Source organism: Sinorhizobium sp. CB7, assembly GCF_041357635.1.
Classification (GTDB): domain Bacteria; phylum Pseudomonadota; class Alphaproteobacteria; order Rhizobiales; family Rhizobiaceae; genus Rhizobium.
Map to the genome: position 1 here is coordinate 17440 of NZ_JAULLL010000023.1, position 21216 is coordinate 38655.

Below are 21216 nucleotides of genomic sequence, written 5' to 3' on the forward strand. Positions count from 1 at the left end.
GGCGGCGATGATCAGCGCATTTGAGGCCTTGAATTCCATCGAACGAGCAAGCCGTGGACTCCGCGAGGATGAGGACCGCCTTGCCCGGATCCTCGAGGCCGCCGCTGCCGAGACCGCGCGCCTGAGGACGGAGCAGGCCGGACTGTTCAGGTCGCTTGCCCGCATTCGGCTGGACGCCCTCAAGCAGAACCATATCCTCGGCACGCTGGACGAAGCAGAACGCAAGGCGCTGTCCATCATCGAGAACCAGCAGCAAAAGCTGGAGACGCTTTTGAAACGCCGGGAAGCGCTTCTTGCGGAGCTCTCCAAGGCGCGCGACGAGCGGACGGACAGGGCGAAGAAGGTCGCCGAGGCGACCGAGGCGATAGCAGGCCTTGAGGAAACGACGCAGAAACGGATGGCCGGGGACCTCGCCTGGCAGGCGCAGGCGGCGAAGCTGTCGGGTGCGCAGGCTCGGGCACAAGCCGCCGACGACAAGGCGAAGCAATCTGAGTCGGACCGGGATGAGAAATCGAAGCCCTATCTGGCCGACCCGTTGTTCGTTTATCTCTGGAAACGTGGATACGGCACGTCGGCTTATCGCGGCGGTCCGATCTCCCGTCTGGGCGACGGCTATGTCGCCCGCGTGGTCGGTTACGAGCCGGCCCGGCAGAACTATTTCACCCTCACGGAAATCCCGAAGAGGTTGCGCGAGCACGCCGACCGATTGAAGGCGCAGGTCGTGGAGGAGGAAGACAAGCTGACAGCGATCGAACGCGCCGCGCTGGAAGCCGACGGAATTGCCGAGCGCGAGGCGGTGCACCGCAAGGCAGAAGAGGACCTTGAAGTTTCCGATCATCGGATCGCCGAGCTTGAACAGGAAAATGCCGCACTGGAGCAGGAGCGCGCGGCGCTGCTCGGCGAAGGCGGTCAACAGGGATTGGCCGGCGCCCTGGCCGAGCTTGCCGAGTCCATGCAAAGGGAGGATCTCCGTGTCCTGCTGCGCGACGCGCTACAGACACCGACGCAGGAGGACGAACGCATCGTCCGTCGGCTGCAGGATATCGAGAGCGAACTGGCCCGACAGGTGGAACAGGCCGATGAATCCCGCCGCGCCTCCATTGAGCTTGCAAGGAAGCGGGCGGAGATCGAGCGGTCACGTGATGAATTCCGTCGCTCCGGCTACGAACGGCAGGGGGGCGGCTTCAGCAACGACAAGCTGATCGGTGATGTGATCGGCGGCATTATCGGCGGCATCCTTTCGTCTCGTGAGCTTGGAGACGCCTTGCGGAGCGGATATCGTCCCGGCGGCAGCCGTTCCAGCTTCCCCTCCCGCCCCGGCGGCGGAACCTTCGGCGGATCAAGGGGAGGATCGGGCGGAGGATTCAGGACCGGCGGCGGCTTCTAAAGCCTGTCGCATGAAGGTAGGTTCACGCGACAGGTTTTAGCTTGTTGAAAAACCGCTTCACATTATTCCTGGAATTGCTCCAGGCCGGCGGCCACTACATTCGTGCAGGTCCCTTCACGTCACAAAAGCTCCTGAACGACAAACGCCTCAGGTATTCAGGCCGCCATCCACAGTGATAATGGCTCCGGTGATCTGCCTCGCCGCAGGACTTACGAGGAAGGCCACGGCTGCTGCCACATCCTGCGGCTCGCCATACCGGCCAAGAGGTATAAGAGCGCGTTGGAAGTCGGCAAAATCACCGTTAGACGGGTTCATATCGGTGTTGGTCGAACCCGGCTGGACCAGGTTTACGGTGATATCGCGAGATCCGAGTTCGCGAGCGAGGCCGCGCGTGAACGAGTGGAGCGCGGATTTTGTCATGAAATAGACCGTACTGGTGTCACCGACGATGCGTTCGGCGCCGGCTGAGCCGATAGTAATTATGCGGCCGCCTTCCTTCAGATGTGGAATGGCGGCCTGCGAGGCGAGCACGGGCGATCGCACATTGACGCCCAGCAGCGCATCGACCTGAGCGACGCTGATGTTGGCGATCGTATCGTAAAGCGCGATTGCGGCATTGTTCACGAGAATGTCGAGGCCACCGAGCGCCCGGGCAGCCTCGTCGACCGATCGCCTAACCGCCGCTGGATCGGCGCTGTCCGCCTGGATGGCGATCGCTTTGCGGCCCTTGCCCTCGATCACCCGGACGACCTCGGCGGCGCGATCGGCCGAACGCTCATAAGTGATGGCAATATCCGCGCCTTTATCGGCAAGGGCCGATGCGATGGCGGCACCAATGCCACGTGAGGCACCCGTCACAAGGGCGCGCTTGCCAGCTAGTTCGTTCATGGTTCTCCTTTCTGTAGTGATCAACACAGAAATAGGTAGAGGTGTTGCCATGAGGTGTCAACGGATTTATATATCAATCGATGCAGAAATTGGGCCAGACAGCGAGAGACGATAAGACGGCCGACGCGCGCGGCCGCGGCAGGCCGCGTGCGTTTGACCGGGAAGCTGCCTTGGCACACGCGACACGCCTGTTCTGGGTCAAGGGTTTCGAGGCAACTTCAATTGCCGATCTTACTCAGGCAATGGGAATCGGATCGCCAAGCCTGTACGCGGCATTCGGCTCGAAGGAGGCGCTCTACGCCGAGGCATTGCGCCATTACTGCGAGAACAACGAGGCACTTGTCTGGGCAGGCTTCTTTTCCGCCGGCACGGCCCGCGAAGCGGTCATGTCGCTTCTCATGGACTCGGCCTCGGCCCTGACCGGTTGTGTCGCGGACATTCCCCTCGGTTGCATGGTGACGCTCTCGTCAGTCGGCAGTGAAGGCCATACGGAACTCGGCGAACTTGTGCGAACTGCCCGCGCCGTAACACTCGACCGCCTCAAGGTGCGCCTGAGCCAGGCGATATCAGAAGGCGAAATTCCGGTTTCGACCGACGTCCATGCACTCGCCCGCTTCGTGCAGACCGTCCAGAACGGCATGTCGATCCTCGCCCGTGACGGAGCGAGCTGTACCGAACTCGAAGCCGTAGCCCAAGTTGCGATGCTGGGATGGGACGCTCGCACAGCTCAACAGACCATAAGCGACACATGAACAAGTGGCAGCTGTCAGAGCTGGTGGTGCCCTAATCGAATTCCTCAAATTGTCCCGACGTTGAATTAACCTAATAAGATCGTAAACGGATTCTGGAGATACATTCGCCAGCATTGATACGTATATGGAGCAGCGTTTCAGATGAGAGCATTGTCGATTGCCGCGATCGGACTTCTGCTCGCGATGGCTAGCTCGGCGGCCGCGGCAGGATTTCAGAGCGTCACTGTCCCGGACGCCGACGACAAGCCTCTAAACGTTGGTGTCTGGTATCCGACCAACTCCCCGTTAGCGAAGAAGGTAAGCAATGTTGCCGGTCAATTTCTGGCGGTCGATGGAGCTGTAAAGGGAGACCACCTTTCGCTGGTTGTGATATCTCACGGGAACGGAGGCGGTATCCTTGCCCATGCCGATACGGCTGAAGTGCTGGCGGATTCCGGCTTTGTCGTCGCTGCCGTCGTGCATACCGGCGACAACGGTGACGACAAATCTTATCCAGCATCAAGATGGTCAGTGGACCGGCCCCGGCACATAAGTCGCGTGATTGATTTCATGCTCTATCAATGGGGCGGACGGAGCCGCATCGACGCCGAACGGATTGGCGTATTCGGTTTTTCGGCCGGCGGCTTCGCAGCCTTGGTCGCGGCGGGCGGGATACCCAACCCAGCGCTGGCCGCTTCTCACTGCCGAGAGTTACCTGGGGAAGTGGCTTGCCAGCTGGGTATGGTGCGCGACTTCGGCAAACCATCCGGTGGAAAACGAGACCCTTCCATTTGGAGGCACGATCCTCGCATCAAGGCAGCCGTGATCGCTTCGCCCGGATTTGGCTTTGCTTTCGACGATACGGGTCTCGCTAATGTCAAGGTGCCCATCCAGCTTTGGGCTGCCTCGGATGACGACAACGTTCCCTATGCGTCGAACGCTGGCATCGTTCGACAAAATCTGCCCACGGAACCAGACTTCCACATGGTCGAAGGTGTCGGACACTTCGCCTTTGCGCGGCCGTGTAACAGGAAGCTCGAGCCTCATCGTAAACGCAGTTGCGTTGATAGCCCGTCGTTCAACCAAACGGCCTTTCATGCACAATTCAATGAAGGCATTAGGGCGTTCTTTGAGAATGCTCTCTCACCGCATCATTGATCACGAGCCGTTGGCAGGGTTCATCGAGGCTGGAATAGGAGAACAAGTGCAAGCCTTCATAATGGCCGGCAGCAAGTTGTCATAGCCGCTGGATGAGCGCGCGTCCGATGACCTTGGGCGGTTCGCCACGCAGCACGAGAGACGTCGTCACGGCGCCGAACTTCGCAATCGTATCCACGATCATCTCCAGTTCCCCCGGTGACGGGACAAGAACCTTCAGGAGAAAGCAGTCCTCGCCCGTCAGGCGCAGCACCTCGATAACCTGTGGCATCTCGGAAAATAATTTCAGGCATGCTCGGATATGCTCGTGCGTCGTGCGCAGCCGTATGACCGCCATCATTCCAAAGCCCAGGCTGGCAGGATCGATGCGTGCCCCATAGCCAGCAATAATGCCCCGCTCCTCCAGCCGTTTGACCCTTTCTGACGCTGCCGGCTGCGAAAGGCCGATCCTGCGCCCGACCTCCGAGATCGCCATCCGGCCATCTTCCTGCAAGACTTCAATGATTGCGATGTCGGTCGGATCTAGAACAAGGCGATCGTTTCGGGCAACTGCCATGGCTAACCTTTAATTCATCGGAAATCGGATGCGTTTTCCGATGATTGCCCATTCATTGCATCTAGGGAAGCAGGCATCTTTCCGGCTCAGCGAAAAATAGAAAGGAACGGCATGACCGATGTTGTTATTCTGCCCGGGATCGGTGGTTCGGGAGAGGAACACTGGCAAACCCATTGGGAACGACGCAATTCGCGGATCAGACGTTTTCAGCCGACGGATTGGGACCGGCCGGATTTGAGCGACTGGATTGCCGCGCTAGACCGCGCCGTCTTTACCGCTGAAGAGGCGCCGCTGCTCGTGGCACATAGTCTCGCCTGCCTTCTGGTCGCCCATTGGCAGCGTGCATCTCGCCTTCCGGTGGCAGGGGCATTTCTCGTCGCCGTCCCCGATCCGAAATCCGAAGTCTTCCCCGCGGAAGCCGCAGACTTTGCAGACGTGCCGCGGGACAAGTTCCGCTTTCCCTCACTTATCGTGGCAAGTTCCGACGATCCATACGGCGAGATCGAGTATGCAAGGGCACGAGCGGCCCAATGGGGTAGCGGCATCGTCGAAGCGGGACCGCTTGGGCATATCAATGGCCAGAGCGGACTTGGCGACTGGCCAAATGGATGGGCCCTTTTCCATGCCTTTGCGGCAGGAACGAAACGAGGCTGAACTGCAGGACCATAACGGTCTTGCCGCGCAGATCAACGACACTATCCGAACGCCACCAATCGTTCGATGAAACGCGCCCTACGAGCATGGCGCTCGCGGATTCCGCTCAAACGGCGACCGAACTCTTCCATCGTGCCGCGTTTCTCGGCGATTGCCTTGAGGTCGGCGAGGAGGCCGGCTGCCCTGTCGTAGGCGGAGGCGTTGCCGCGGTCGATCTCGGTCTCGATCTCCTGCCAGACCTTGCCGCCCCGTTGTTCGATCGCGTCGAGCCGCAGGCGGCGGGCGTGAGCCTCCTCCTCCGCTTGCCGTTTGCGTTCGGCGGCGACCCTCTCGGCCTCGGCACGTTCGCGGGCGTCACGGATGGCCTCGGCACGGGCACGGAGTTCACCGACAGTGCGCCGAGCGACGATGACCGGCTCCACATGGGACGCTGACGCCGAGCGGTTCCGAATAAGCGCCTGAAGCTCGCTGCGCACATGCGGATCGCCCTCCGCAAGGCGGATGAGCAACCCAGTCTTCTCTCGGTCGGGCAATGTCGAGATGATATGTCGAGCGGCATCCGTCGACACTGTCTCATCCGCCGGGCTGCATTCAGCCGCCGCCGCAACGAGGTCGTCATCGAGGCGGAGAAACTCTGTCAAAGCCTCGATCGCTCCGGTCATCGGACCTATTCCCGGCAGCGGCTCCACCGCATCCGACGGCAGAGCGTCGGCTTCGACCGCCGTCAGCCATAGCAGATAGAACAGCCGCAGATCGCCGGCGAGTATATCCGCACGCAGCGGCGCGAAGGCTGCGAGCCAGCCTGTGCCGTCATCCCAATCATCCTCTGGTTCCGTTTCCTCTGGTAATACATCAAGAATCAGGTTTTCGCCGGAGGCCGTCAGCTCGACGCAGTCGACCTCGCCAAGAAAATCGTCGAGACGCTGCTGATCCACCAACCGCTTTGGCAGGCGAATCATGAGCCGGCGCGTTCCCCAGTTGGCCACGTAGACATGAAGGTCGAACCAACGCTGCATCAGCTCGACCGGATCGCCTTTGAAATCGCCCCACTCATATGAGTTGGTGAAGCTTGTGGCCGTGATCCGTGCTCGCGTCGATAAGCGGCGAAGGGCCTGGCGATCTTCGGCGCTAAGCGGCCGGTCGACCGCCTGGAACTCGTAATATTGATATTCGCTCATGAATTTCGATACTTACTCATGATTGCAGTCACAATGATGACGGCCTGGACGGCTCCAACCTGCGATCGGTTGTGATGGTTAGACCGGATGCAGAATGCCATCCGTTTGCAGGATTTGAAGTGCGTCGGCGAGAGTCACACCAGCATAGAGCCGCCACCATTTGCCCGTGTGCCGCATCCAATAGATATCGAACCGGTCCGGTCCCATGTGGTCGAGACGGGCAAAGGGTGCGTCGAACTCCTCGCCGCGATTGTGCTCCATGCCTGACCTGTAGCGCTGCATGAAGCGATATCGCGCGCCGGCCCAGGAGCCGTGGATATCGACCACATAATTCCATTCGGTCGGCCGGATCTCGGGCAGGAATCGCGGCTTCAGGAAGTCGCGAATGAAGGTCTCACAGGCAGCGATGATCTCCTGCTTCTCCGAATTGTCTGCAGCAACTGGCTTTCCGGCAGGAGGCATTTCGCTCCAATGTATTCTGCGAGCCATATCCGCAATCCGTGTGATTCTCGCATGTCATCTTACAGGTTTTATTCTATATCTCGAAAGCGTTGAATCATTGAGCGATGAAAGGACGGCGGACGTGAAACTGGGATGGCAACCCAAAAAATGGATCGAGAAAAAAGCCAAGCGGGGCGGACGGGGCTATCCCATCGGTACGATCGCCTACTATGGCCCAGATAATCTTCATGCAACGAAAGCGGTCGCCAGCGTCATATCGGCGCCGGAATCCGACCCGGAGTTGCGCCGGTGGTTTACCGAAACCGGCGATGCGCGGGCGGACGCAACGGTCACCGGAGAGATAGCGACATTCTTGCGCGCACACGAAGTGAAATCCGTGGTGATGAGGGACGGAATCTTTGGCTGCCCTCACGAGGAGGGTATCGATTATCCGACAGGCGAGAGCTGCCCGGCTTGTCCCTATTGGGCTGGACGGGACCGTTTCACGGGTAAGCTCGAAGCGAAGTGACCCGGTCCGCCCGGAGGAAATTTGAGCGCCGCGACAGCCCCTCATCCGACCCTTCGGGCCACCTTCTCCCCGCAAGCGGGGCGAAGGGGAGTCGCAGCCTCCGTCGTCCTCACGCCGGAATTGATCCGTCGCCGCTTGCTCTATCGTCCCCTCGCCCCGCTTGCGGGGAGAGGGCTAGGGTGAGGGGCGAAAACTCTCAGCGAATCCAGTAGCTTCAGCATCCGGAATCGACGGCCCACGGCGCTCCGTCTCCGTCGCCTCCCACCAGTCGGCAACGGCATCGATCAGCGGCACGAGCTTCCTGCCAGCAGGCGTAAGATCGTAATCGACCCTCAGAGGATAGCCCGGATACGCCGTGCGCCGGACGATGCCCGCCTCCTCGAGCTTGCGCAGTTCCAGCGTCAGAATCCGGTGCGATACGGTCGGATTTTCACGCCTTAAGTCCCTGAACCGCTTGGTCCCATCCTTGAGATAGTAGAGCAGCAGCGTTGGCCAGCGGCCGCTCAGGACCCGCATGGATTTTTCGATCGGGCAGCGCGAAACGACGTCTTTCATCACAGCATCCAGGCTCAAGTTACAAAAATGTGCGTAATTTACATGGGGCGGACGATGTTTATGTTCCAGTTCGCTGCGCAGCGCGATGCAACGAAATCACGGAAAAAGACAATGGAACCGATACTTCTTTATGGCTTCCCGGCGGGAAGCTCGATGGGACTTGTCACTGCGCTGGAATGGCTCGGGCGGCCCTATCGCCTCTGCCGCGTCGATATGCTCGGAGAGATGCGCGACCCCTCCTACGGACGGCTGAACGGCCGGCATGAAACACCGGTGCTGATAACGGACGACGGCCGCGCGCTGACGGAGACCATGGCAATCGCGGCCTGGCTGGAAGCGCGCGATACGGACGGGCGCATCAGTTTCGACCCTCGCTCTCCCGAGGCCGACCGGATGCATCAGTTGATGGCCTTCATCAATACCGGCTTCACCGCGGCCTTCACGCCGCTATGGGTTGCACTCGAAATGAGCCCGCCGGATCCGGCACTGCAGGCTGCCTTACGCACTTTCGGACAACGCATGGTGACGGAACGACACGACAAGCTGGAGGCGATGATCGGCGATACGCCCTATCTGGTGGGCGAGAAGCCAACGCTCGCCGACGGCGTGTTGATCGGTGTGGCGCGATGGCTGGAGTTTCACAAGGTCGCCGATCTCGAACGCTGGCCGAAACTGTCGCGGCTGCGCGAGCGGATCGAGGCCGATCCCGCCGCCCGCTTTGCGCTCGCAATCGAAGACGGCGAGACGCCGGCCGGTTCAGGCGCCTTCTTGGGCCATATGCCCTTGGCGGATGTCATCGAGCGCTACGGCAGATGATCCACTGACGTGGCAAGGCTCAAGAGCGCGATGCTGTCAGCTTGCTCGCGCATTATGACGTTGTATCGGACGCTACGGTGTAATGCTAAAACCTGCAACAACGGAGGACGCGGCGACCGATGCGCCGCGTCCATGCTCATCTTTGGGTTCGCGGCGATATAGCCAGCCCGAGAAAGACCAAAACGGCTTGATTGAGCCGGAGAATATCCTCGTCGTCGAGCCGGCCGACCGACGTTCCGACCTTCGATTTCGGGACTGTCGTAATCTTGTCGACCATCAGCCGACACGGCAAACGCAGCCCATTGCGCTCGTTTGGTTCCACCAGCAATCGAATGAGCGGTGCATCGGTTTCATCGGTCGTAAAAGCGCAGATGGTGATGGAATCGGTCGCATCGAAGCTGTTATCCTGAATGATAACGACGGGTCGAGGTTTGCCCGCATAGTCCTTGCCGCCCGCAACCGTCCGGATATCTCCCCGCCTCATTCATCGGCCCAATCGGATATGGCATCGATGAATGCCTGATCCTCATGGGCCCGAGCGCTCGCAGCGACGGCCTGAGACTGTCGATGCGCTTCCGATCTGAACGCGGGCGCCCGGACGTCAGGCACCCATATCTGAATCGGGCGAAGGCCCTGTTCCCGCAAGCGCTCACGATGCCTCTGCACCTTCGCGCGCGACGACTTCCGATTCGATGCTGTGGCCATGCCAAATCTCCAATATAGGTTACATGTAACCTAACATCCGACGAGACATTTGGCCAGGCTTTAAACGGATGGGCACCGCCGCCCTTCAATGTCAGTCGTCCGACGCCTGCCCCAGGATCCAGCCCTCCCAAAGCTGGACATCTCGTCCATCGGGCTGGCCTTCCCGTCTGCGCCCCGTAACCACCTCAAGCATGCCCAAAAGCCCGACCGTGGCATCGAAGCGGTCCTCCCCTGCCTTGTCGGTTCCGAACCCATCTTCGATATGGGCAACAAGCTCGACCACCTCGAAATCGGCATGCGTCTGCAGCCACTGAATCAAATGCGATGCAACAGCCTTGCGATCGGATTGCCGGCGCTTGCTCCACCCCGGCATGCGCGGAATACCAATCCGTCGGTAGACATCACCCGGATAGGTTTCCGCCACCGTCACCGGATATTTTCGGAGAAGTTCCGCAAGCGACCCATCAAATGGCCAAAGCCCGATCTCGCCGAGATCAGGGATTATGACGTCCCTCCATCCGGCAATCGCGGCTTTTCCCACCTGATTGCCGCCGAGCGTCCAAAAGAGCATGCAGGCCGCCTGCCGTTCGGAGGTCGCCCTCTCGCAGCGACGAAATAGCTCCTTCTCGGCCAGGCCAAGCGCATCGAACAGATACCGGCGGCTCGTTCCGCCCGGACGCATTGGATAGAAAGGGCGATGAAGCGATATCCGGTCGGGATGATCGGCAACCGAAAACCATTCGGACCAATCTCCGGCCCCAAGCGTGCCGAGCATCTCCCGGAAGGATGCCATGCCGGTCAACCGGCCATATCGGGCGGGCAAGCCGATCGGAAAATCAAAGCCGATCAATACGCCGCCATCCCGATGCCCCGCACGGTCCCGGAGGCGCATCAGCAGCGTATCGGCCGGTCCCACGAGTTCCGGCGAAGCCAACTGCCAGCGTCCGTTCGCGCGTCTCGCGACGCTCATCCAGCGCTTTGACCTGTCGATGCTCCAATCACAATGCGCGATCAGCGATGGTGAATCCGGCGCGCGCAATCAAAACCTCCGACTGTCGAAAAGCTTCAGAGAGTGCCTTCGCGTTCATCCCGCCACCCTTTCGGCCCATCCCCTCGCCGTCTCGGCCGTTGTCGCCAGATGATCGGCCGCCGAAAAGCCGGAGATTTTCTTGCGCGGCTTCAGATCGTGATCGCCGTCCTCCAGCCAGAGGATCTCGATTGTATCGGAAAGATCGTAGGCTTGAACTTCGTCGCGCGTGCCGAACTCATCGCGGGTTCCCTGGCAGATCAGGGTCGGGGTCTTCAGCGCGGCAAGGTGCTTGGTGCGGAGCTCGTTTGGCTTGCCCGGCGGGTGGAAGGGGTAGCCGAGGCAGATCAGGCCGGCAATTTTTCCCGCTGAATAGAGTTCGTCGGCGATCATGCTGGCGACGCGACCGCCCATCGATTTACCGCCGATGATCAGGGGGCCGGCCGCGCCGAGTTCCGCAATTGCGGCCCTGTATTCGGGCATCAGCGTTTCCGCCCGCGGCGGCGGCTTGCGGCCTTCGGACGTGCGGCGCGCGGCCATGTAGGAAAATTCGAAGCGCGCCACGCGAAAGCCGACTGCAACAAGCGCCTCGGCGGCGGCCGTCATCGACTTGGAATCCATCGGTGCGCCCGCGCCATGCGCGAGCAGAATGGTGAAGCGGGCGTCGTCTCCGCCCTCAAGCAGAAATCCTTCGTGCATCGACGTCCTTTCCGTCTGGCCGAGTCTTCGTTCGAAGGAAAGGCCAGTAGCCCATTGAGGAAATAGACAATGTCGAGGATCGGCGGGAACGTAAAGCCTGGCCGCGTAGTTTCGATGCGAGGCGTCGTCATTTCGCAATCGCGGGTCAGCGTCGTGGGTCTTTCCGGTCCGAATCCGGATGCCTCTCGCAAATCTGATCTGCCGCACGATTCAGCCGATCAGGACAACAATCTCCATTACTTTGAAATTGCCTTGACGCAGTAACCGCATGCCAGCATCCTGAATATTAGTCGATCTTGATGCAGTGGTGGCTATGCGGCGCTCCATGGAGTACCCGCTGGGGGAGCCTCATGGACGACGACCTATCTCCGGGCAAGATCAATGTGGACGCGGGCAAGACTGGCCAATCGTCAACGGAAAGAAGAATTACCGACTTCGTCAGGATCGGCGTCGTCGGGCTCTTCGCCTACTGGTCGCTCACGCTGGTCGCCCCGTTCGCGGTAATCATCATCTGGGCCTCGATCCTCGTGGTCGCCCTCTACCCGGCCTATGCTAGCCTGCGCAGGCTGTTCGGCGGACGCGGACGCCCTGCAGCGATCCTGATCACGCTCGCCAGTCTCGTCATCATTATCGGCCCAGTCGCGGCGATCGCACTCAACTTCGCCGAAGCCGCGCAAGCCTTCTTCGCCAGACTGACGAGCGGGACTTTTGTGGTGCCGACGCCGCCCCAAAGTGTCAGGGAATGGCCGCTGATCGGTGAGCGCGCCTATGCCGCCTGGAGCCTGGCATCCACCAATCTGGCCGCGACGCTGAAGCAGTTCGAGGCGTCCTTGCTTCAGGTGGGAAGCGCAGCACTCGGCCAGATCGCCAGCATCGGCGGCGGCCTCGTGAGTTTCGTCGTCTCTGTGATCCTCGCCGGTTTTCTTTTCCGACCGGCGCCGCGGCTGGCCGAAGGCGTCAGGAGTTTCGCGCGGCGGATCGCGGGCGACCGGGGCGTGGGCTTTGTCAATCTGGCCGGCGCGACGATCCGCAACGTCGCGCGCGGGGTGATCGGGGTCGCGCTGCTGCAGGCTTTTCTCTGCGGGTTGATCTTCGTCCTGTTCGGTGTCCCCGCCCCCGGCGTGATCACCTTTGCGATCCTGATACTCTGCATCGTCCAGATTGGTCCGGCGCTCATCCTGCTGCCGCTCATCGTCTGGGCCTGGGCGACCTGGACATCGCTGCCGGCACTCGTCTTCATGCTTCTTCTGATCCCGATCATGATCATAGACAATGTCATGAAGCCGCTTCTGGTGGCGCGCGGGCTCTCGACGCCGATGCTGGTCATCCTCGTCGGCGTGATCGGCGGCACGTTGTCCCATGGCCTCGTCGGCCTGTTTCTCGGACCGATCGTGCTCAGCGTCTTTTATGATCTCCTCGTCGCCTGGGTATGGTCTCCCCCACAGATATCCGACGAAGACCGGTTGGCCGAGAGCGGGCAGTGGCGCTGAGACAAGCGCTCCAACGCTGCCCGCTTGCTGGCGGACGGTGTGGTCTTGCGCCAGGCCCTACGCTCCCCTTTTCTGTGCTTGTCACCGGAATCCAGCAGCCGTGCGCCCGCGTGGCAAAAGACTCGATTGCGCGGTGCCAGGTTTCGGTTGGCCTTGCCGCTCTCCAGCGCTTCGTCGACTCCCCGGGCTAACCCCGAACGTCAGTTCCCGACTTTTCCTCCCGGAAAACGAGCTCCAGCAATATGCCGCCAGGCGTGCGCACGAAGAGACGACGTTCGCCGAGGTCCGGAAGGTCCATTCGGGAATATTGGATGCCGAGGGCGTCGAGCTTGGCGCGGTGGGCCTCATAATCGTCCAGCCGGAATCCGGCGTGGTCGATGGTTTCGGCATTGCTGTCGACCATTTCGCCGCCGCCCGGAATGAGATGCACGATCGGATCGTCGCCCTTGTAGAGCCAATAGCCGGGGAAAGAAAATGGCGGCCGATAGCCGGTCCTCACACCAAGCAGCGTCTCCAGGAAATCCCGCGTCGCCTCGAGATCGGCCGTCCTCAGAGTGACATGATCAATCATCATCGCATCACCCGATCGCTCCGCCGCCATCCACCCGAACGGTCGAGCCTGTCGCAAAAGGCGTGGTCATCAGGAACACCACCGCATTGGCGATGTCCGACGGCTGGCCGATCGCCTTGACGGGAAGATTGCCGGCGATGCGGTCGAACATGGCCTTCCTTGCGGCCTCATCCATTCCGGACCAGAGCGGCGTGTCGATAGTCCCCGGCGAAACGGCGTTCACGCGGACGGGCGACAGTTCGAGGGCGAGTCCCCGAGCCAGCGCTTCGAGCGCCGCATTGATCGCGCCCTGGAGAACCGAGGTTGCCGACGGCCGCTCGCTCAGATAGCCCGATATGAACGTCAGCGAACCGCGCTCGGCGAATTTCGCGGCACGGGCGATCCGGTAGGCGCCCCAGAACTTGCTTTCCATCGACTTCTTCGCGTCGTCGAGCGCAAGCTTGCGGACCGGACCGGTCGTGGTCCGGGCTGCCGAAACGGCGATGTGATCCCAGGCCTCTTCCGATGCAAAGAAACGCTCAATGCCGTTTTCGTCACCGGTGTCCAGCACTATCGAGCGCACGCCACCGCCAAGCTGCCGGACGGCCTCTTCCAGCTTCTGTGCCGACCGCGACGCGATGGTGACCGATGCGCCTTCGGAAAGGGCCCGGCCGGCGATGGCAAGGCCGATGCCGGAACTGCCGCCAATCACGAGCACACGCTTGTCATTAAGGGATGTCATCGTTTTTTCCTTCCATCGCTATGCTATTGTCCGCATGACGCCGCCGTCTGCGCGCAATGCCGTCCCGTTTGTGGCCGAGGAAAGCGGGCTTGCGACGAAGGCGACGAGATTGGCGATTTCCTCGGGTTCGATGAACCGTTGCAACAACGACGAGGCGCGATGCTTTTCGAAGAATTCCGCCTCGGCCTCCGCGGGGGTAGCGTTCGGGTTCGATACGACGCCTTTCAGGAAGTCGGGAATGCCTTCCGATCGCGTCGGACCGGGCAAGACGGCATTGACGGTGACCGCCGTGCCCTTGGTCTGCTCGGCGAGACCCCGCGAGACCGCGAGCTGTGCCGTCTTGGTCATGCCGTAATGGATCATGTCGCCCGGCGTCATCAGACCGGATTCGCTGGAGATGAAGATGATCCTGCCCCAGTTGCGGTCGAGCATGCCCTTGAAATAGTGCCTTGCCAAACGGACGCCGCTCAGGACGTTGATCTCGAAATACCGGCGCCACTCGTCATCGTCGATATCGGCAAACGGCTTGGTCTCGTATATGCCGAGATTGTTGACGAGAATGTCGACGGACGGAACGGCGCTCACGATCGTCGAGGCGCCGGCATCCGTGCCGGGATCGGCCAGGACGCCGGACACATGCTTGCCGCCCGAGGCGCGAATGCTTGCCACGGCCGCGTCGAGCTTTTCCCGGCTGCGTCCGGTAACGATCGCGCTCGCTCTCTCCAACGCGAGCTTTCGAGCGACTTCCAGTCCGATGCCAGCCGTGGAACCGGTGACGAGCGCCGTTTTTCCTTCCAGGTTCAGATCCATGTCATTCGCCTCTCTTTTGCTGATGGGATGAACATAGGGTTCTGGGCTGATAGTAAGAATAACCCTTTGCAGGCGATGGCCCATTGCAATTTTAGCAAGGATGCCATGCAGCTGAAGGTTTAGCGCATCTTTATCGGGTTCGCTCGAAGACGCCCGGCTCTATGCCGCCTTCGAGACGCACATCTTGCACCCCGACGCTTCGAGTGCCGCACCGGCGACTTCGACGAACAGGTGGCGGAACCACACAGCACGCGCATCCGTGCGGTCCACGCGTCGATAGAGCATCGTCACCGGCTGGGCGGGCAAATCGAGCGGCGGGTCGGAAATCTTAAAGCCATGGAGCTGCGCCATGCAGCGCGCAATCGATTCCGGCACCGTCGCAATGGCCGGCATGGCGCGGAGCGCCGTCGGCAAGGCCGAAAAGCGCGGCACGGTCGCAACTACCTTCCGGCTATAACCGACGCGGCCGAGTGCGATGTCGATCGTCGTCGCGGTGATACCCTCGAAGGAAACGGTGATATGGCGTGCGCTCGCGAAGTCGTCCAGCGTGATCGGCGCCTTCAGCTTTATCTGGTTCGGATCATAGATGCAGAGCGAGGTCTGATCGAACAACGGCGCGCGAATATGCCAGGAGGCCGGCTCGTCATGCACCGAGATGCTCAAATCGAACACGCCCTCGTCGAGCATCCGCCCCACATCGCGTTTGTCCGAGCTCAATCCGATCAGCCGTGCACCGGGCGCCAGCGCATGCAGGCGCGCCGCCAGCGGACCGAAAAAGGCCGACTCCAAATTATCGCACATGCCGATGCGGAATTCGCCCTCCCAGTTCGCCGGATCGAAGGCCGCCGGCGGCCGGATCGCCCGCTCGATGCCCGAAAGCGCGTCCTCGATCGCGGGTGCGATGGAGAGCGCCCGCGGCGTCGGCTGCAGGCCACGCCCTACCCGCACGAACAGCTCGTCATCGAGAGACTCGCGCAATCGCCTGAGCGCCGCCGAAAGGCCCGGCTGCCCGAGCAGCAGGCGCTCAGCCGCGCGGCTGACATTGCGCTCCTGCATCAGCACCGAAAAGGCGAGCAGGAGATTGAGATCCATTTTGCGGAGGGTGGCGTCATTCATCATCATGAGTAATACCTGACATAGCTACTATCAATTTGCAATAGGATTGGAAGCTGTACATTTTCTCGTTCCCTGCCGCGGCATCCTCCCAAGAGCGGCAGCACGAAAGGAACGATCACCAATGACCATTTCCAAATCTCGAGGGGGAGCCGGACTGGCGTTGCTGCTGCTCTGCGCTGCCAACTTCCTTGACGCGATGGATGTTTCGACCATCGGCGTTGCCCTTCCCGCCATCCAGGCCGAGCTTGGCATGCCGGCGACATCACTGCAGTGGGCGGTCAGCGCCTATGTGCTCGGCTATGGCGGTTTCCTGCTGCTCGGCGGTCGGGTCGCTGACCTCTTCGGCCACCGCCGCGTCTTCCTCTGGTCGCTGGGCATCTTCGCCGCCGCCAGCATTGCCGGCGGCTTCGTCGACAGCGGACCGACGCTGATCGCAGCCCGGCTGGTCAAGGGCATCGCCGCCGCCTTCACAGCGCCTGCGGCCCTCGCCCTGCTGCTCTCCGTGTTCGGCGAAGGAAGCGCCCGGGCGAAAGCGCTCGGCGTCTTTTCGTCGACGGGCGCTGCCGGCTTCGTGCTGGGCATGGTGCTCGGCGGCGCGGCGACCATCCTCAGCTGGCGGGCGACGCTCGTCATGGGAGCGCCGGTCGCGATCGCAGCGCTGGCGCTCGCACCCTTCGTGCTGCCGGCTGATCACCGCCGCAGCGGGCCGCGGCCGCATTTCGACTGGGCCGGAGCACTGACGATCACGCCGGGTCTCCTGCTCTTCGTCTTCGGCATCACCAATGCCGCAGTCGAAGGTTTCACGGCGTTCCCGACCTGGGGTTCGCTGATCGCAGCTCTCGTCCTGATCATCCTCTTCATCGTAGTCGAGGCGCGCCATACGGACCCGATGGTGCCGCTTGGCATCTTCCGGCGGGCAAAGCTCAGCCATGCCAACCTCATCGCCGCGCTGTTCCAGGGCGTCTATGTCGGCTTCCAGTTCATCGCGACGCTCTATTACCAGAACGTTTACGGCTGGTCCGCCTTCATCACCGGTTTCTGCTTTGCCATTGGCGGCGTCTGCGTCATGTTCCTGGCGCCACGCTTTGCCACGATCGCACAGAATCGCGGCAGCACCGGCCTGATGGCGCTGGGCGTCATGCTGCAGGCACTGAGCTACATCTTCTGGGTATTGTCGCTCGGACACATCAATCCGATCCTGCTCGTCGCGATCTCGCAGCTCCTGCTCGGCCTTGGCTACGCAATGACCTATCCGTCGGTGCAGGTCGCAGCCCTCTCCGATGTCGAGGAGGACAAGTCTGGACTGGCCTCCGGTCTGCTCTTCGCCGCCTTCCAGATCGGCGGCGGCGTCGTACTGGCGGCCGCATCGGCGATCTTTGCCGCCGCACCGAATTTCGGCTGGGATCCCTACTATGCCGGCACGGCCTTCGTTGCGATGCTTGCAACCGCCGTCACGTTGCTTGCCGCCCTCGGGCCAAGAACATCGGTCTCGCGCTCGGGCGCCTACGAGGCGGCGGAATAGTTTGCATAAGGGATGCCCGCGCCGACCCCCTGGCGCGGGCATCCGAGGCCTTGCCGATCGGGCAACGGTTGTCGACCACTTCTATGCTTCCAGGCTGGGGATCCAAATAGAATTCCACGAAAAATGCCTGTAATCTCTTAAATTACCCCATATGATTGTAGCGGAGATCAGCATCCAGCCCGATAGGCTTCAGCAGGAAGGCCCTATGCGTCGCATGCTCCGCATTCTGGTCGCGACCCTTCTTTCCCTGATCGTTGCGCTGGCGACGGCCTGGGCGGCGCTTGCCCTCTGGTATCGGCTGCCGGCGCCGGAGCTTGCACGAGGCCTGACCGGGGGCCTTCTGCTGCTCTTTGGCATTGCGACGATCGTTGCGCTGTTCACGCGCCTGCGCTGGCACGGGCTCGCCGCCTTCCTCGTGGTATTTGCCACCATGCTCACCTGGTGGGGCACGATAAGGCCGTCAGACGACGTCGACTGGTCACCGGACGTCGCACGCCAGGTAACCGGCACGCTGAGCGGCGATCTCCTGACCCTGACTGATGTCCGCGACTTCGAGTGGCGCAGCAACACCGATTTCACCGAACGCTGGACGACGCGCAGCTACGACCTCAACAGCCTCAAGACGCTCGATCTTTTCATGTCCTACTGGGCCGGACCGGAAATGGCCCATGTCATCCTGAGCTTCGGCTTTGCCGATGGCGACTATCTCGCCTGGTCGATCGAAGTGCGCAGGCGCGCCGGCGGCGCCTTTTCGCCGATCGCCGATCTCTTCAAGAGCAACCCGCTGGTGATCGTGGCGGCCGACGAGCGCGATGTCGTCGGCGTGCGGTCGAATATTCGCGGCGAGGACGTCCAGATCTATCGTCTCAACGTCTCGCCGAAAGCCGCCCGGGCGCTGCTCGTCGAATATGTCAGCGATGCCAACGCACTTTCGACGACGCCGCAATTCTACAATTCCATCACGACCAACTGCACGACCACCATCTTCAAGATGATGCGCGCTGTCGGCGATGTCGTTCCGTTCGACTGGCGGCTGATCGTCAACGGCTATCTCCCCGAATATGCCTATGACCGCGATGCGCTCGACATGCGCCTTCCGCTTGCGGAGCTGAGGGCACGCGCCCATATCGACGAACGCGCCCAGGCTGCCGGCCTCACGCCGGATTTTTCCCGCCTCATCCGGATCAACGTGCCGTCTCCGGCAACACAGCAGGTGCAATGAACCCGAATTGATGGGCGAGGTGGGAGTTCCGTGAGGGTGATATACAGGGCAAATTCCGCCGATCCACGATCTCATAGATCAGGCTTCGGGCAATCGGTATGAAGGAGTCTTTTCGCCGTGCGGACGCACGGCGGCTGGATCCCTGTGACAAGCACAGGGAAGAGGGAGGTCGGGGAGGCTTCCACAGCAAACAACTGCCTCCGGAGACTTGGCAGCGTTCTATAATTTCCAGGATCTCAGGCGGTGATTGGGGCACGGACGGCCCCCCACATTCCCTCTTCCCTGTGCTTGTCACAGGGATCCAGCCGCGCCGTGTCCACGGCGCGAATGACCTGCTTCCTCTGGTGAGGATGCAGATGTAACCCTTCATGGTCACAGAACAGCGAAAGATTAGGCTTCAGGCAATAGATATCACGGAGTCTCTCGCCGTGCGGACGCACGGCGGCTGGATTCCTGACAGGCACAGGAATTGGTGGAGAGAGGCGCACCTCGCGCAGATGTTACCGTAACGTACTTACGCGGATCGGTGTAAAATCCGTATTTTCCGATCACCTGCAATGACTTGTCTTGCACGCGAAGGATCGCGACGAGAGCTCAAAGTATACCGGTAGGTCCAATGACAATGCTTCCGCTTTGGCAACGCCTCATCATCACCGTGATCGCCATGCTGGCCGCGAGCTTTCTCATCGGGCTTGCCTGGCAATGGCTCTTCGGCTTTGCGATTCCAAGCTATATCGCCGGTATCGTCGGTGGCGTCGCCGCCCTGCCGGTCTGGGAATTCATCAAGCGGATCCGTCCCTCCGAGCGTTAAGCCGATCCGGAAAATCGACGGTTCATCCCGCCGGACGACCTCCTGTTTGCTGCAGTTTCGCAGGATGGGCAGCAATTTATCTTTCGCCTTAACCAGCGGTTCACCGCGTGCAGCTTTTATCCGGCTGCCGGTGGCGAAATCATCGCTCTGGATACTTTATGATTACGGCCTAGGCGCTATGGATAGCCCACTGCATGTTTCCTTAGATCGGAGCTGATCCAAGGATAAAAACATGCAGCAGTTCAAAGTGCTACAGCGACCTTTGTGCATCTGAAAAGACGCACGGCACTGTAGAAGATCTCCCTGGCATGATGCCCTCCGGGATATGATCCGCCTGTCGTCTTTCCCTGTTCAGCGTTCGCAAAGAACCTCTTCGAGGTCCCGACACCATGACCTATTTCAGTGACTTCAGACCCCTGGACGACGATCTCCAGGCAAAGATCCTCGCCCATTCCAAGGCCGGCAATGCGCTGATGGAGCGCGGCGAATGGCTCGCGGCAATCGCCGAATTCCAGCATGGCGTTGACCTGCTGCCCGAGCCAAAAAACTGGCACGAGCACTATATGTGGCTGATGGCCGGCATCGGCGATGCCTATTTCATGATGAGCGATTTCACCAATGCGAGAGCAGCGCTCACCGAAGCGCAATCCGGCCGCCCCGGCCAGCAGAATGCCTTTATTCAGTTGCGTCTCGGCCAGTCGTTCTTCGAGCTCGGCAAGATGAACCGCGCCGAGGAATATCTGATGCGCGCCTACCTGCTGCACGGCTTCAGCATATTCGATAGGGATGATCCGAAATACCGCGACCACATGGCCGCGAGCTTCAATCTTCGGTAATCAGTCCTTCGATAATCAGCGGGCGACGCCGACGGCGAGATCCTTCGTCGCGATCGGGATGATTTCCTCGACGCAGGAGACGAAAATCTTTCCGTCGCCGCTGCGCCCGGTCTGCGCCGTCTGGCAGATCGCCTCGATCGCGGCGGTCGCCCCCTCGTCCGGGGCAATGAGCTCGAGCTTGAGAAGCGGGAAAAATTCGAACCCGTATTCGGCTCCGTGGCAGTATCCCACCCGGCCCCTCTCGCCACCGAAGCCCTTTGCCTCCGTGACGGTAAAGCTGTCATGCCCGAGTTTTTCAAGGGCCTCCCTAACCTCGGCGAGCTTGAAAGGCTTGATGATCGCTTCGATCTTTTTCATCAGCTGTTCCTCCCACTTCCCTCACTCGAAATAGACGCCGGCTTCAAGAAGACGCCGGGCAAGCGAGACGGGAATATGGGCTGATCCCGAGCGTCGCGTCTCCGGACGCTGTGTCTCTTGTCGCCAGGGGACGATAAAGTCCGCCGTCGGATAGGACGCCGCGCCGATCAGCGCGAAGCCTTCGATAAGGGACTGGAGAAGCATGCGCCGCCATCGCCGCTTCTTCGGCGGGGATGCGGGAGCGGCCTCCGTTGCGAATTGTGCGGCATGCAAAGGATCATTCCATTCAAGCAGGCTCGCCAGTTCGTCCGCGATGATCTCGCCATCGACGGCAACCAGCCTAAGCATCTGGCGGCCGCCATCGGGCTTCGGATAATGCATGTTTTCCGTGGGAGGCATGGAATTCTCCTGATCGTGGTCACGGGAGAAAATCCGG

The 21216-nt window shown here is 61.0% G+C and carries 26 protein-coding genes; 11 read left to right on the forward strand and 15 right to left on the reverse strand.

Going from position 1 to position 21216, the window contains the following annotated elements; translation table 11 throughout:
• Window positions 1-7 precede the first annotated feature (7 nt).
• A complete protein-coding gene (locus AAE029_RS30930) occupies window positions 8-1387 on the forward strand; it encodes a hypothetical protein (protein WP_371076753.1) in 1380 nt (459 codons plus the stop codon).
• Between the two features lie 147 nt (window positions 1388-1534).
• On the opposite strand, the gene AAE029_RS30935 is transcribed toward AAE029_RS30930, so the two are convergent.
• Complete coding sequence (locus AAE029_RS30935; protein ID WP_371076754.1) at window positions 1535-2275, reverse strand: SDR family NAD(P)-dependent oxidoreductase; 741 nt, start codon at window positions 2273-2275, stop codon at window positions 1535-1537.
• A gap of 80 nt (window positions 2276-2355) precedes the next feature.
• Between AAE029_RS30935 and AAE029_RS30940 the strand changes: the two genes are divergently transcribed.
• Together AAE029_RS30940 and AAE029_RS30945 are read left to right on the forward strand one after the other, a co-directional pair.
• Window positions 2356-3027, forward strand: coding sequence for a TetR/AcrR family transcriptional regulator (locus AAE029_RS30940; RefSeq protein ID WP_371076755.1), 672 nt, complete (start codon window positions 2356-2358; stop codon window positions 3025-3027).
• 141 nt (window positions 3028-3168) lie between these two features.
• Window positions 3169-4164, forward strand: coding sequence for an alpha/beta hydrolase family protein (locus AAE029_RS30945; RefSeq protein WP_371076756.1), 996 nt, complete (start codon window positions 3169-3171; stop codon window positions 4162-4164).
• Between the two features lie 79 nt (window positions 4165-4243).
• On the opposite strand, the gene AAE029_RS30950 is transcribed toward AAE029_RS30945, so the two are convergent.
• Window positions 4244-4720: an Lrp/AsnC family transcriptional regulator gene (locus tag AAE029_RS30950; protein WP_371076757.1), complete on the reverse strand. Its 477-nt coding sequence runs from the start codon at window positions 4718-4720 to the stop codon at window positions 4244-4246.
• A gap of 111 nt (window positions 4721-4831) precedes the next feature.
• Here AAE029_RS30950 and AAE029_RS30955 point away from each other — a divergent pair, with 111 nt between their 5' ends.
• Window positions 4832-5374 carry an RBBP9/YdeN family alpha/beta hydrolase gene (locus AAE029_RS30955; RefSeq protein ID WP_371076758.1) on the forward strand — a complete coding sequence of 181 codons (543 nt, stop codon included), beginning with the start codon at window positions 4832-4834 and terminating at the stop codon, window positions 5372-5374.
• Window positions 5375-5415: 41 nt separating this feature from the next.
• On the opposite strand, the gene AAE029_RS30960 is transcribed toward AAE029_RS30955, so the two are convergent.
• Complete coding sequence (locus AAE029_RS30960; RefSeq protein ID WP_371076759.1) at window positions 5416-6552, reverse strand: hypothetical protein; 1137 nt, start codon at window positions 6550-6552, stop codon at window positions 5416-5418.
• A gap of 78 nt (window positions 6553-6630) precedes the next feature.
• Window positions 6631-7041 (reverse strand): hypothetical protein, encoded by a 411-nt coding sequence (locus AAE029_RS30965; protein ID WP_371076760.1) that lies wholly within the window; start codon window positions 7039-7041, stop codon window positions 6631-6633.
• A gap of 94 nt (window positions 7042-7135) precedes the next feature.
• Here AAE029_RS30965 and AAE029_RS30970 point away from each other — a divergent pair, with 94 nt between their 5' ends.
• Window positions 7136-7522, forward strand: a complete 387-nt coding sequence (locus tag AAE029_RS30970) for a hypothetical protein (protein WP_371076761.1) — start codon at window positions 7136-7138, stop codon at window positions 7520-7522.
• 174 nt (window positions 7523-7696) lie between these two features.
• On the opposite strand, the gene AAE029_RS30975 is transcribed toward AAE029_RS30970, so the two are convergent.
• Window positions 7697-8077: a winged helix-turn-helix transcriptional regulator gene (locus AAE029_RS30975; RefSeq protein WP_371076762.1), complete on the reverse strand. Its 381-nt coding sequence runs from the start codon at window positions 8075-8077 to the stop codon at window positions 7697-7699.
• Window positions 8078-8188: 111 nt separating this feature from the next.
• Here AAE029_RS30975 and AAE029_RS30980 point away from each other — a divergent pair, with 111 nt between their 5' ends.
• The gene (locus AAE029_RS30980; RefSeq protein ID WP_371076763.1) at window positions 8189-8893 is read left to right on the forward strand and encodes a glutathione S-transferase family protein; all 705 of its coding nucleotides are present in this window, start codon (window positions 8189-8191) and stop codon (window positions 8891-8893) included.
• A gap of 136 nt (window positions 8894-9029) precedes the next feature.
• On the opposite strand, the gene AAE029_RS30985 is transcribed toward AAE029_RS30980, so the two are convergent.
• The 4 genes from AAE029_RS30985 to AAE029_RS31000 form a co-directional block, all read right to left on the reverse strand.
• Window positions 9030-9377 carry a type II toxin-antitoxin system PemK/MazF family toxin gene (locus tag AAE029_RS30985; protein ID WP_371076764.1) on the reverse strand — a complete coding sequence of 116 codons (348 nt, stop codon included), beginning with the start codon at window positions 9375-9377 and terminating at the stop codon, window positions 9030-9032.
• The gene (locus AAE029_RS30990) at window positions 9374-9598 is read right to left on the reverse strand and encodes an antitoxin MazE family protein (protein ID WP_371076765.1); all 225 of its coding nucleotides are present in this window, start codon (window positions 9596-9598) and stop codon (window positions 9374-9376) included. Before AAE029_RS30990 ends, AAE029_RS30985 begins: the two co-directional genes overlap by 4 nt.
• A 91-nt stretch (window positions 9599-9689) precedes the next feature.
• Window positions 9690-10637 carry a DUF429 domain-containing protein gene (locus AAE029_RS30995; protein ID WP_371076766.1) on the reverse strand — a complete coding sequence of 316 codons (948 nt, stop codon included), beginning with the start codon at window positions 10635-10637 and terminating at the stop codon, window positions 9690-9692.
• Window positions 10638-10682: 45 nt separating this feature from the next.
• The gene (locus AAE029_RS31000) at window positions 10683-11324 is read right to left on the reverse strand and encodes an alpha/beta family hydrolase (protein ID WP_371076767.1); all 642 of its coding nucleotides are present in this window, start codon (window positions 11322-11324) and stop codon (window positions 10683-10685) included.
• 350 nt (window positions 11325-11674) lie between these two features.
• On the opposite strand from AAE029_RS31000, the gene AAE029_RS31005 reads away from it, so the two are divergent.
• A complete protein-coding gene (locus AAE029_RS31005; RefSeq protein ID WP_371076768.1) occupies window positions 11675-12814 on the forward strand; it encodes an AI-2E family transporter in 1140 nt (379 codons plus the stop codon).
• A 187-nt stretch (window positions 12815-13001) separates the two neighbouring features.
• Here AAE029_RS31005 and AAE029_RS31010 read toward each other — a convergent pair whose 3' ends face one another.
• From AAE029_RS31010 to AAE029_RS31025, 4 genes are all read right to left on the reverse strand, one after another.
• Window positions 13002-13388, reverse strand: coding sequence for a VOC family protein (locus AAE029_RS31010; RefSeq protein ID WP_371076769.1), 387 nt, complete (start codon window positions 13386-13388; stop codon window positions 13002-13004).
• A gap of 4 nt (window positions 13389-13392) precedes the next feature.
• Window positions 13393-14106, reverse strand: a complete 714-nt coding sequence (locus AAE029_RS31015; RefSeq protein ID WP_371076770.1) for an SDR family oxidoreductase — start codon at window positions 14104-14106, stop codon at window positions 13393-13395.
• 18 nt (window positions 14107-14124) lie between these two features.
• Window positions 14125-14916 (reverse strand): SDR family NAD(P)-dependent oxidoreductase, encoded by a 792-nt coding sequence (locus AAE029_RS31020; RefSeq protein ID WP_371076771.1) that lies wholly within the window; start codon window positions 14914-14916, stop codon window positions 14125-14127.
• A 159-nt stretch (window positions 14917-15075) separates the two neighbouring features.
• Window positions 15076-16035, reverse strand: coding sequence for a LysR family transcriptional regulator (locus AAE029_RS31025; protein WP_371076854.1), 960 nt, complete (start codon window positions 16033-16035; stop codon window positions 15076-15078).
• A gap of 118 nt (window positions 16036-16153) precedes the next feature.
• On the opposite strand from AAE029_RS31025, the gene AAE029_RS31030 reads away from it, so the two are divergent.
• The 4 genes from AAE029_RS31030 (at window position 16154) to AAE029_RS31045 (ending at window position 20423) form a co-directional block, all read left to right on the forward strand.
• Entirely contained in the window at window positions 16154-17554 is a 1401-nt protein-coding gene (locus AAE029_RS31030; RefSeq protein ID WP_371076772.1) for an MFS transporter, read from the forward strand.
• A 205-nt stretch (window positions 17555-17759) separates the two neighbouring features.
• A complete protein-coding gene (locus tag AAE029_RS31035) occupies window positions 17760-18776 on the forward strand; it encodes a DUF4105 domain-containing protein (protein WP_371076773.1) in 1017 nt (338 codons plus the stop codon).
• 616 nt (window positions 18777-19392) lie between these two features.
• Window positions 19393-19587, forward strand: a complete 195-nt coding sequence (locus AAE029_RS31040; protein WP_371076774.1) for a hypothetical protein — start codon at window positions 19393-19395, stop codon at window positions 19585-19587.
• Window positions 19588-19976: 389 nt separating this feature from the next.
• Window positions 19977-20423 (forward strand): tol-pal system YbgF family protein, encoded by a 447-nt coding sequence (locus tag AAE029_RS31045; RefSeq protein ID WP_371076775.1) that lies wholly within the window; start codon window positions 19977-19979, stop codon window positions 20421-20423.
• A gap of 15 nt (window positions 20424-20438) precedes the next feature.
• Here the strand turns inward: AAE029_RS31045 and AAE029_RS31050 are convergent, their stop codons facing one another.
• The gene (locus tag AAE029_RS31050; RefSeq protein ID WP_371076776.1) at window positions 20439-20780 is read right to left on the reverse strand and encodes a P-II family nitrogen regulator; all 342 of its coding nucleotides are present in this window, start codon (window positions 20778-20780) and stop codon (window positions 20439-20441) included.
• A 21-nt stretch (window positions 20781-20801) separates the two neighbouring features.
• Window positions 20802-21179 carry a hypothetical protein gene (locus AAE029_RS31055; RefSeq protein ID WP_371076777.1) on the reverse strand — a complete coding sequence of 126 codons (378 nt, stop codon included), beginning with the start codon at window positions 21177-21179 and terminating at the stop codon, window positions 20802-20804.
• Window positions 21180-21216: the final 37 nt, after the last annotated feature.